Source organism: Pseudomonas sp. PvP100 (assembly GCF_017833055.1).
Lineage (GTDB): Bacteria > Pseudomonadota > Gammaproteobacteria > Pseudomonadales > Pseudomonadaceae > Aquipseudomonas > Aquipseudomonas syringae.
Map to the genome: position 1 here is coordinate 2,481,235 of NZ_JAFIBO010000001.1, position 11,177 is coordinate 2,492,411.

The following is an 11,177-nucleotide window of genomic DNA, read 5'->3' on the forward strand; positions in this document are numbered from 1 at the left end:
AAAAATCAGTTCACTGTTGCCAAAGATGGTTTTCAGGCGTTCTGGCGACGGCAACTGCAGGATTCTGCGGCCTCCGGCTGGGCGGCTTCAGACTCAACCACCTCATCCACGGCCAACCACCAGGTCAGACCGCGACACGGGTACTGCACATAGAACGGCTGGCCCATCATCGGCGTAGTGATCGAGACATTCTGCTCCCAGGCCAGAGCCAGAATGCGATCGAACGGCTCGTGCCAGGCATGCATCGACAGGTCGAAGGTGCCATTGTGGATCGGCAGCAACCAGCGACCGCGCAGGTCCAGGTGCGCCTGCAGCGTCTGCTCGGGCTGCATGTGCACATCGGGCCACTCGACGTTGTAGGCGCCGGTTTCCATCAGGGTCAGGTCAAACGGTCCGTATTGCTCGCCGATGGTTTTAAAGCCATCGAAGTAACCGCTGTCGCCACTGAAGAAGATCCGCTGATCGCCATCGATCATCACCCAGGACGCCCACAAGGTGCGGTTGCTGTCGAGCAGCGTGCGCCCGGAGAAATGCTGTGAGGGTGTGGCGACGAACTCGATTCCCGCCACCTCGGTGGACTGCCACCAGTCCAGTTGACGCACCTTGTGCGCAGGCACGCCCCACTCGATCAACGTATCGCCCACGCCAAGCGGCGCCAGAAAATGCTCGGTCTTTTCGGTCAGCGCCTTGATCGCCATGCGATCGAGGTGGTCGTAATGGTTGTGCGAAAGGATCACCGCTGTGATCGGTGGCAATTCTTCGAGGCTGATCGGCGGCTGATGAAAGCGCTGCGGGCCCGCCCACTGCACGGGCGAGGCACGCTCGGCAAACACGGGGTCGGTCAGCCAGAACTGGTCGCGCAGTTTGAGCAGAACGGTCGAGTGCCCCAGGCGGTACACCGTGTTGTTCGGTGCAGCCAGCAATTGCTGACGCGACAGCGGCTGTACCGGAATGTCGCCTGCCGGGCGTGTGTCCTTGGGCTTGTTGAACGCCTGATCCCAGAAAATACCGAGCGTGCGCAGCAGACTCGATGGCTTCATGGTGGCGTGATTGCGGTATCGCCCTTCGTGACGGGACAAGACAGGCAGTGAAGAAGAGTCCTTTTTCTGATGCGTCGAGGCCATGGTTCGCTGACTCCTGGGGGCAGGTTGAGGCTCCAGCCGTGCATACTTCGTACGTGATCCTGTTGCAGGATGTCCGAGGGAAAATATGTAACAGTGTTTTACACTACACGGTGTAGTTTTAAGCTTGCATGATCCTTGGCGACAAGTAAACTGCTGAGTGTAATTTTCTCTAAACGCACGTTTGAAGCGAACCTATGACCGAACCCATGCGCCTCACCGATCAGAAACGCGAATCCATCGTCCAGGCGGCTATCGCCGAATTCGGCGATCGTGGCTTCGAGATCACCAGCATGGACCGGATCGCCGCGCGGGCCGAGGTTTCCAAACGTACGGTCTATAACCACTTCCCCAGCAAGGAAGAACTGTTCGCCGAGATGCTGCAGCGCCTCTGGAGCTGCGCCCCGCCGCAGGCCGAAGTGGTTTTTCATCCGCAGATCGGCTTGCGCGAGCAGTTGCGGGAATTGCTCTGGGGCAAGATGCGCAACCTGACCAACAGTCACTTCCTCGACCTGGCCCGCGTGGTGGTTGGCGCGACCATTCACTCGCCCGAGCGGGCGCAGGTGTGGATGGCGCGGATCAATGAACGAGAAGAAACCTTCAGTGCCTGGATTCGCGCCGCGCAGAAGGACGGCCGTCTGAAACCGGTCGACCCGGCCTTTGCCGCGACGCAAATGCATGCGTTGCTCAAGTCGTTCGCGTTCTGGCCGCAGGTGACGTTCAGTGCTGCATTGCTTACCCCCGAGGAGCAGCACACGGTGGTCGAATCGACGCTGGACATGTTTCTCGGCTGGTACGAAATAGCCCGCTGAAGCAGCCGGACACGTTATTTTCAGTCGAGCACAACGCCCCGGCACTCGCCGAAGCCAATCGAGACGTGCCCTTCGCGATGACAACGGGCACGCAGAATCACCTCGTCGCCCTGCTGCAGGAACATTCGCGTTTCGCCATTGGGCAAGGTCACCGGTTGCTTGCCGCCTGCGGTCATCTCCAGCAGGCTGCCGTACTGACCTTCCTGGGGGCCGGACAACGTACCGGTGCCGAGCAGGTCTCCCGGTTGCAACTTGCAGCCGTTGACGCTGTGATGCGCAACCAGCTGCGCCACTGTCCAGTACATGTTCAGCGCGTTGCTCAGACCTAACCGATGAGGCGCCAGCCCGTCGGCTTTCATCTGTGCAGTCAGCAGCAGCACTTCCAGCTCGATATCCAGCGCCCCGCGCTGCTGATCGTGGTCATCCAGCAGATACGCCAACGGTTGCGGATCGCCTTCCGGACGCGGCGGTTGCGCGCGACGAAACGGCTCAAGTGCTTCGGCGGTTACCACCCAGGGCGAGATCGTCGTGGCAAAGCTCTTGGACAGAAACGGTCCCAATGGTTGGTATTCCCATGCCTGTATGTCACGCGCCGACCAGTCGTTGAGCAGGCACAACCCGGCGATGTGTTCGGCAGCCTGATCGATCCCGATGGCCTCGCCTTGGGCATTCCCCGGCCCGATCCAGACCCCCAACTCCAGCTCGTAATCGAGGCGTTTGCAGGGACCGAAAACGGGAACCTCCTGGCCTGGCACCAGGGTTTGCCCGTTGGGCCGCCGCACCGTCGTACCGGAGGGACACAAGGTCGACGCTCTGCCGTGATAGCCGATAGGCACGTATTTGTAGTTGGGCAGCAGTGGGTTGTCCGGGCGGAACAGCTTGCCGACATTCAGTGCATGATGAATACCGACGTAAAAGTCCGAGTAATCACCCACCCGAGCCGGCATGTGCAACGTGCACTCGCTCATCGGCAGCAACAAACCGCCAACAGCCTGCAGCCTGTCGCGCTGCGGGCTGTCTTCATCGAGCAACTGCAACAAGGCGGCGCGCAACGCCCGTCGGGCAGCGACACCCAGCGCAAGAAAATCATTGAGCTGGTCGCGGCTGGCAATTTCAGCTACTTCGGCGGCCTGCCCCTGAAACATCCCGGACTCTGTTGCCACGCGCAGATCGAAAATCCTGTCGCCGATGGCCACCCCACCACGCGGAGCGGTCTGGCCATGGCTGAACACGCCAATCGGCAGGTTCTGCAGGGGGAAATCGGCATGCCCGTTGGCAGATTCGACCCAGCTACGACGATTGAGCGCGGTAGTCATCAGCGTGGCTCCTGGGTGAACGTTCTGGCCATGTCCTTCCAGCAGGCATCGTAATCGGTTTGCAGTTGCGGGCAGTCGAGCGCGTGACGACTGGGGCGCAACACCTTGCCGGTCTCGAACATGAAGGCCATGGTGTTGTCGATCCTGTGCGGTTTCAGCTCGGCGGCAATGGCCTTTTCGGCGGTGACATTATCGGGGCCATGCGCACTCATGCAATTGTGCAGCGAAGCGCCTCCGGGCATGAAGCCTTCGGCCTTGGCATCGTACGCGCCGTCGATCAGCCCCATGAATTCGTTCATCAGGTTGCGGTGGAACCACGGCGGGCGGAAGGTGTTTTCCGCCACCATCCAGCGCGGCGGAAAGATCACGAAATCGATATTGGCCTGGCCGTGAATAGCCCCCGGTGAGGTCAGCACGGTGAAAATCGACGGGTCAGGGTGATCGTAGCTGACCGTACCGAGGGTGTTGAAACGCCGCAGGTCATATTTGTACGGAACGTTGTTGCCGTGCCAGCCCACCACGTCGAACGGTGAATGCTCCAGTTGCGTCGACCACAGTTCGCCGAGGAATTTCTGCACCAGTTGTATTGGCTGGCGACTGTCTTCGAACCAGGCGACCGGGGTCAGAAAATCACGTGAATTAGCCAGCCCGTTGCTGCCGATCGGGCCCAGTTCCGGGAGGCGCAAGGCGCAACCGTGATTCTCGCAGAGGTACCCACGAGCGCTGCTGTCGAGCAGTTGGACGCAGAACTTCAAACCTCGCGGCAAGACGGCGATTTCCAGGGGTTCGATGTCCAGCAAGCCCAGTTCGGTGATGATTCTGAGTCGGCCCTGCTGCGGCACCACCAGCCATTCTCCATCCGCACTAAAGAACGCTCGCTGCATGGAAGTATTGGCGGTGTACAGGTAGACGCTGACACCCTCGACCTGCTCCGCCGCCGAGGTGCTGGCGAGGGGGATGAGACCGTCGATGAAATCAGTCGGTGCCGCCGGGATGTCGAAGGCATTCCAGCGCAACCGATTGGGGTTGATCGGCCCCTGCTCCTGACCGGCGATCTGCCGATCCATGCGCTGATAACGCGGATGGGCTGCCGATGGCTTGATCCGATACAGCCAGGTACGTCGGGCTTCGCTGCGCACGACCGTAAAAGCGGTGCCCGAGAACTGCTCGGCATACAGACCCAGCGGATGCTTCTGCGGCGAATTCTGGCCAGCGGGCAGCGCACCGGACAGCGCCTCGCTGCTGAACTGGTTGCCGAAGCCCGACTGATAAACCAATGCGTCGGAACTGGAGTGGATAGCCATCTGGACCTCTTGTTGTCATGGGGTCGGGCAGAGACAGGACGAAACATTATTTTACGTAAAGCGATTACGCATAACGTAATTTGAGTTTGCCAGCCGGTCAAGCTATAAAGCTGCCTTTCCCGATCGGCGCACAACACCCCATGACCCAGCAAACCGAAAGCCCCGCAGGCGGACGCCAGCAAAAGGTCCAGGCGGCCGAAGTCGGGCTGGGCGTACTCAAGGCGCTCGCTGAACTCTCCCCTGCCACGTCCTTGTCAAGACTGGCCGAACACTTGGGCATGCCCGCCAGCAAGGTTCATCGTTATCTGCAGGCGCTGATTGCCAGCGGTTTTGCCGAACAGGATGCCGTCAACAATCACTATGGGCTGGGGCGCGAGGCGTTGCAGGTGGGACTGGCCTCACTCGGCAAGCTGGATGTCCTCAAGGTGTCGGCACCTTGGCTTGCCAGCCTGCGCGATGAACTGAACCAGACCTGCTTTCTGGCGGTATGGGGCAACAAGGGCCCGACCGTGGTGTATGTCGAACCCTCGATGGGTGCCGTGACGCTGGTCACGCAGATCGGTTCGGTGCTGCCACTGCTTGGCTCGTCCACCGGCCTGGTGTTCGACAGTTTTCTGAACGGGCGCGAAACCGCTGCGCTTCGCGAGCAGGAAGTGCCGTTGCTGAGCGCCAGCCAGTTGCGTGAGGTCGAGCAGCATGTCGAGCAGATTCGCACCACTGGCGTGCACCAGATTCAGGGCTTGCTGATGCCGGGTATCAACGCAGCCTCGTCACCGCTATTCGCAATGGGTAACAAGCTGGTGGGCGTGATCACGGTCGTCGGACCGGGATCGGTGTTGAACGACGAGACGCAGAGTCTGGCGGCCAGAAGGCTTTTGCAAACGGCGGTGACAATCAGCGAGCGCATGGGAGGTAGCCGTCCGTCAGACTGAGGTTGCGCCTGCAGCGACGTACGTTGGTTTGCCGAACATATTGATAGCAACCCTGTGCAGGTACAGGTACAGATCCATGACGCTCGACTATCGAGTTGACGCTGTGGATACCCTGGCAAAATGACTATCTGCTTGCCACCCTTGAATCAAGCGACCTTCGACACGGTTACGCCCTTTGGTTTTGGCCAGGTAAAGGAGTCGATCCGCTTCCTTCAGCGCAGCTGTGTGCTCATCCTTCTTCTCTGCTGCGTTGATCGCCACCACGCCCGAGCTGATGCTCAGCCTGCCCAGCGGGCTGGACGAGTGCTCTATACAACTGGCTTCAATGGATGATCTGATTTTTTCCGCGAGCCTCAGCGCGCCTGCCAGGTCGGTTTCAGGCAACAGAATGACAAACTCTTCACCGCCGTAACGTGCTGCCATATCCCCGGACCGGTCAAGACTGTTGCCAATCAGCCCCGCCACTTGCCTCAGGCAGTCGTCACCCTGCAGATGACCGTAGGTGTCGTTGTATTGTTTGAACCAGTCGATATCCAGCAAAATAATTGCGATGGTTGCATCATTCCGGCTCGCCCGCCCCCACTCCTGCTGCAAGGCCGTATCGAAGCAACGTCTATTGGCCAGGTGCGTCAGGCTGTCCGTGTGAGCGATGATCTCCAGGTCGTTCCTGGCGATATTCAGTTCACCCTCCGCCGTGATCAACTGCTGGATTTGTCGGTACAACAGCACGCCCAGAAAGACCAGCGCCAGGATAATGATGCCGGTGATGGTCATGGACCGCTGTGCATAGGCCCACCAGGGCGCGAACACATGCTGACTGGAGATACCGGCAGCGGCGACGATGGGCAATCCGGACACGCGCCGATAGGCGTATACCCTTTCCACCCCATCCACCACGGAGTTGATCACTGCGGTGCCGCTGTCGCTGTACGGCAGATAGCGAGTGAAGATATCGCCCTTGGCTACATTGGTGGTCATCAGTGCGGTTAATGTGGGCCGCCGCGCAAGCAGGTCGCCATTATTCAGAGCGAGGAAGATCACACCCTTGTCGTCTACATCCATACGCTGGAAAAACGCCTGGAAATAAGCCACCGGCACGGTGGCGAGTGCAACGCCTGCAAAACTGCCATCCGCCGCATTGATACGCCGACTGACCGGGATGACCATGTCCCCTGTATTGCGGCTTTCAACAATGGACCCTACATGAATGGACGGGTCAGGGTTGTCGCGGTGGTAAATGAAGTAGGCGCGGTCTTCGTTGTTCCTGGTCTGCACGCCCTTGGCAAAGGAATTGGCGACCCAGTTGCCTTGAGCATCATAGATGAACAGCCCCTGAAGCCCTTTGACGTTGACCAGGTCTTGAGCCATCAGTCTGGTCAAGCGGCTTTGCTGCTCGCCTGCGGCGCCATCTTGCTCAACCCGCTCGGCAAGGTCACGCAGCGTATTGTCAGCCTGCTGCAGGGTGTCCTGAGCCTGCTGTTCAGCAGCAAGCACGATATTGGACACCGCAATCCTGGCAGTGGCGACGCGCTCGAGCTTGGATTGGTTCATCTGCCAGGCGGTGGCCAGGATCAACGATAGACAGACAAGGGCAATGAAACCGATCAACGCCTTGCTGAGCGCCGAAGGTGCAAGCCTCGTCGAAATAGAGAAAAGCCGCTGCATAGGGTCGTCATCAAATTGGCAGTGAAAACCGCTATGCAGTTTCCATACCCTTGCGACGCCAAACCTGAACACTTCGTTACGATCGGGTAATACTGGCCTTAGTTGGATCCATACCCGCCACGCTAGTTGCTTGAGAAGTTGTTACAGGTATCCGGCTTTTTGACGATATAGCTTCTAAGCTGCCTTGGACAGCTATCGAGACGCTACCGCGAGAGGTGCTGCATGTATCTGACTTTCCTTTTCCGGCGTGGCGCAAGCGCATGCTGGCAGGGTACCTCCACCGGTGCCGACACAGCGGCGTTATCCATCGATCGCTTCGTGTCTCGCGTGCGATCAGTGTTTAGCGATGGCCTCAAATGAATAGTTACCCAGTCGGCGATGATGACGAAGAACGTATTTGTATCTTGAATGCCTTTTCGTTGATGGATACCCCACCTGAGCACGAATACGATCAGATCGTGCAAATGGCATCGCGGATTTTCGATGTGCCCATTGTTCTGATTTCTCTGGTTCATCGAGACCGGCAATTCTTCAAGGCGCGCGTTGGCCTCGATGTCTGCGAAACGGGCCGCGACGTTTCATTCTGCAATTTTGCGCTCATGGGCCGTAACGTTTTTCTGGTGCCTGATGCATTGCAGGATGAGCGGTTCAGCTCAAACGCCTTGGTAGTCGGCGCTCCCCATATTCGCTTTTATGCCGGGGCGCCGCTGATAACCGCCAGTGGTCATGTGCTGGGCAGCCTGTGCCTGATCGACAATAAACCTCGGGAGACTTTCTCGGAGCGAGATCAGCGGGTTCTCCAGGACCTGGCGGTCATGGTCATCGAGAGAATGGAGTTGCGTCGGCTCACGCTCGAGAATGAAGACAGCCACACCCGCTTCATGAATATCACCTCGACTTCACCCGACGCGATCATCTGCTCGGACAGCAAAAACCGGATCATCTCATGGAACAACTCGGCCGAACTCATTTTCGGGCATCGATCCGAGGACGCCATGGGCAAGCCTCTCGACATCATTATTCCGCCCGAAATGCGCTCCAGGCACCATGCAGGTTTATCGAGGGTTGCTGCGGGTGGCCCGGCCTCCATTATCGGAAAATCCATCAACCTGACGGCCATCCATCGCGACGGTCACACCCTCCCCATCGAGCTCTCGCTCTCACAATGGACGTATGCCGGCGAGCCACAATTCGGAGCGATCATTCGTGACATCACCCAGCGTGTCGAGGCGGACAAATTACTCAAGCATGCGGCCGAATACGATCACCTGACCGGGCTTGCCAATCGATCGACACTCAAAAGGCGGATCAAAGAGGCGTGCGACGCGCAGCTGTCAGCAGCTATCCTGCTGATCGATCTGGACGGCTTCAAGGACGTCAACGACACGTTGGGCCACGCTGCAGGTGATTTTGTGCTCAAGGTGACCTCTCACCGTCTTCGCGAACACGTACCGGCCTGCCATATGGTCTCGCGTCTGGGCGGCGATGAGTTTGTCGTGTTCCTGTCCGACACCGCAGACCCTGACAAGGCGATCAAGCTGGGCCTGGCGCTCATCGCGGTCATCGAGGAACCGATAGAGTTTGAAGACAATTCAATCTACATCGGCGCCAGCATCGGCGTCTCCGTAAGGTCTGGCGCTGATTACGACGATGAGCAAATGCTCGGCAATGCGGATCTGGCGCTCTACCAGGCCAAGTCTGACGGACGCTCCCTGGTTCGCACCTTCACCTCCGAGCATCGACAGACCGCTTCAAGAAGAGGAGCGCTCAGCTCATCGATGCGTCAGGCATGGGCCAACAAAGAGTTCGAGCTTTACTACCAACCTCAGGTACGACTTGCGGATGGTCGTATCACCGGAGCCGAAGCCCTTATACGCTGGAACCATCCGACACTGGGCGTCGTGTCCCCGGCGGTTTTTCTGCCCGCACTGGAAGCAGGCCTGCTTGCGGTGCCGGTGGGCGAATGGATACTGCGTTCAGCCTGTGAGCAGGCAGCGAAATGGCGAACTACCGGCTGCGAGGAATTCCGCATCGGCGTCAACCTGTTCGCCGCGCAGTTTCGCATGCGCGACTTTGCCGAAATGGTTGAAAGTGCGCTTGAAGACTTTTCCTTGCCTGCACACTCACTCGAGCTGGAGATCACGGAAAACATCATCTTGCGAAACGAGCAGCGCATTATGGAACCGCTGCGTCACCTTCGCTCGTTGGGTGTGGGCATCGCGTTCGACGATTTCGGTACCGGCTATGCGTCCCTGAGCCTGCTGAAAGACTATCCGGTGACACGACTGAAGATTGACCGCTCATTCGTAAGTGGCGTAGAGCGCAGCAAAAAAGATGAAGTCATCGTCGAGGCCGTTGTCAGGCTGGCAAACGGCTTCAATCTTCAGGTCACGGCAGAAGGCATAGAAACCCGTGAGCAGGAAAGTCTGATGCGCCATTATGTATGCGACGAAGGCCAAGGCTATCTGTATGGTCGCCCCATGCCGGCGCATGACTTCACCGAGCGCTATATCTCTTCTCACAACCGGCAAGCTGACGTGCTCAAGCACAAATGACTCAGAACGAGCCTGGGCCGGCTCGTCTGATCGCGCAAGACGGACGCTTTTTATGATTGCTCAGTCCGGCGTCAGGACACCACGCTGAATCTGGTCGCGTTCGATGGATTCAAACAGTGCCTTGAAATTGCCTTCGCCAAACCCGTCATCGCCTTTGCGCTGAATGAATTCGAAAAACACCGGGCCCATCAGCGTTGCGGAGAATATCTGCAACAGCAAACGACGCTCGCCCCCTTCGGAAGAACCATCGAGCAGAATACCGCGTGACTTGAGCTCGGCTTCCGGCTCACCGTGATCAGGCAAGCGACCTTGCAGCATCTCGTAGTAGGTATCCGGCGGCGCAGTCATGAAGCGCATGCCGGTTGCTTTCAGCGCGTCCCAGGTCTTGATCAGGTCATCGGTAAAGAACGCCACGTGCTGAATGCCTTCGCCATTGAACTGCATCAGAAACTCTTCGATCTGACCCGCGCCCCTGGACGATTCTTCGTTCAGCGGAATGCGGATCATGCCGTCCGGGGCGGTCATGGCTTTGGAGGTCAGGCCGGTGTATTCGCCCTTGATGTCGAAGTAACGCAGCTCGCGGAAATTGAACAGCTTTTCATAGAAACCGGCCCAATACGCCATGCGTCCGCGGTACACGTTGTGGGTCAGGTGATCGATGAATTTCAGACCGGCACCGACCGGATGGCGGTCAACGCCTTCGATGAAGTTGAAATCGATGTCGTAGATCGACGTGCCCTCGCCGAAGCGATCGATCAGGTACAACGGCGCGCCACCGATGCCCTTGATCGCGGGCAGGCGCAATTCCATGGGCCCGGTAGCGATTTCCAGCGGTTGTGCGCCCAGTTCCAGTGCCCGGTTATAGGCCTTCTGCGCATCTTTCACGCGGAACGCCATACCGCATACCGAAGGACCATGCTCGGCGGCAAAGTACGATGCCAGGCTGTGCGGTTCGTTGTTGAGGATCAGGTTGATCGCCCCCTGACGAAACAGGGACACGTCCTTGGAGCGGTGCGTTGCGACTTTGGTGAAGCCCATCATCTGGAACACAGGCTCAAGGCTGTTGGGCGTCGGTGATGCGAATTCGATGAATTCAAAGCCCATCAGGCCCATGGGGTTTTCGTAGAGATCAGCCATGACTGGCTCCTTGCAGGAAAGTGAGAGTGGGTAACCCTGGCAATCACTGTCCTGCGGGCGGCGCGCACGGGATGCCTCGCACGCTGCGTGCGAGAAAATCACCGAATATCAGTTGCAGACCTAGAATCTTCATGAGGGCAGCCTACTCCGGCTTATCCGATTGTGCATCAGGGTGTGCCTGGTAAAAGACCGAGGGCTGCCGTGCCAGATGCTCGACCCGCTGAATGCGCACGAATGCAGTCAGGTCGACGCGGTAACGATGCGCTGCGTACAACTGGGGTAGCAGGTAAATATTCGCATGGATGCGGTATTTTTATTTTCGTAAACCTATTACG

8 protein-coding genes and 1 pseudogene are annotated in these 11,177 nt (G+C 58.4%); 3 read left to right on the forward strand and 6 right to left on the reverse strand.

Going from position 1 to position 11,177, the window contains the following annotated elements; all coding sequences use genetic code 11:
• Nucleotides 1-32: 32 nt before the first annotated feature.
• Nucleotides 33-1,124, reverse strand: a complete 1,092-nt coding sequence (locus JOE39_RS10410) for an MBL fold metallo-hydrolase (protein WP_003391535.1) — start codon at nt 1,122-1,124, stop codon at nt 33-35.
• Nucleotides 1,125-1,318: 194 nt separating this feature from the next.
• Here JOE39_RS10410 and JOE39_RS10415 point away from each other — a divergent pair, with 194 nt between their 5' ends.
• The gene (locus JOE39_RS10415) at nt 1,319-1,933 is read left to right on the forward strand and encodes a TetR/AcrR family transcriptional regulator (RefSeq protein ID WP_003315845.1); all 615 of its coding nucleotides are present in this window, start codon (nt 1,319-1,321) and stop codon (nt 1,931-1,933) included.
• A 20-nt stretch (nt 1,934-1,953) separates the two neighbouring features.
• Here the strand turns inward: JOE39_RS10415 and fahA are convergent, their stop codons facing one another.
• Both fahA and hmgA read right to left on the reverse strand, forming a co-directional pair.
• The gene (gene fahA / locus JOE39_RS10420; protein WP_024665164.1) at nt 1,954-3,249 is read right to left on the reverse strand and encodes a fumarylacetoacetase; all 1,296 of its coding nucleotides are present in this window, start codon (nt 3,247-3,249) and stop codon (nt 1,954-1,956) included.
• Entirely contained in the window at nt 3,249-4,553 is a 1,305-nt protein-coding gene (hmgA, locus tag JOE39_RS10425) for a homogentisate 1,2-dioxygenase (RefSeq protein WP_024665165.1), read from the reverse strand. The genes fahA and hmgA overlap by 1 nt, the downstream gene beginning before the upstream one ends.
• Before the next feature lie 140 nt (nt 4,554-4,693).
• Between hmgA and JOE39_RS10430 the strand changes: the two genes are divergently transcribed.
• Entirely contained in the window at nt 4,694-5,485 is a 792-nt protein-coding gene (locus tag JOE39_RS10430) for an IclR family transcriptional regulator (RefSeq protein ID WP_003427174.1), read from the forward strand.
• Between the two features lie 87 nt (nt 5,486-5,572).
• Here the strand turns inward: JOE39_RS10430 and JOE39_RS10435 are convergent, their stop codons facing one another.
• A complete protein-coding gene (locus tag JOE39_RS10435; protein ID WP_024665166.1) occupies nt 5,573-7,150 on the reverse strand; it encodes a sensor domain-containing diguanylate cyclase in 1,578 nt (525 codons plus the stop codon).
• Nucleotides 7,151-7,506: 356 nt separating this feature from the next.
• Here JOE39_RS10435 and JOE39_RS10440 point away from each other — a divergent pair, with 356 nt between their 5' ends.
• Nucleotides 7,507-9,705 carry an EAL domain-containing protein gene (locus tag JOE39_RS10440; protein ID WP_024665167.1) on the forward strand — a complete coding sequence of 733 codons (2,199 nt, stop codon included), beginning with the start codon at nt 7,507-7,509 and terminating at the stop codon, nt 9,703-9,705.
• Nucleotides 9,706-9,765: 60 nt separating this feature from the next.
• Here JOE39_RS10440 and hppD read toward each other — a convergent pair whose 3' ends face one another.
• The gene (hppD, locus tag JOE39_RS10445) at nt 9,766-10,842 is read right to left on the reverse strand and encodes a 4-hydroxyphenylpyruvate dioxygenase (protein ID WP_003315852.1); all 1,077 of its coding nucleotides are present in this window, start codon (nt 10,840-10,842) and stop codon (nt 9,766-9,768) included.
• Nucleotides 10,843-10,984: 142 nt separating this feature from the next.
• A pseudogene (locus JOE39_RS26325) lies at nt 10,985-11,140 on the reverse strand (maleylacetoacetate isomerase); the annotation flags it as partial.
• Nucleotides 11,141-11,177 lie beyond the last annotated feature (37 nt).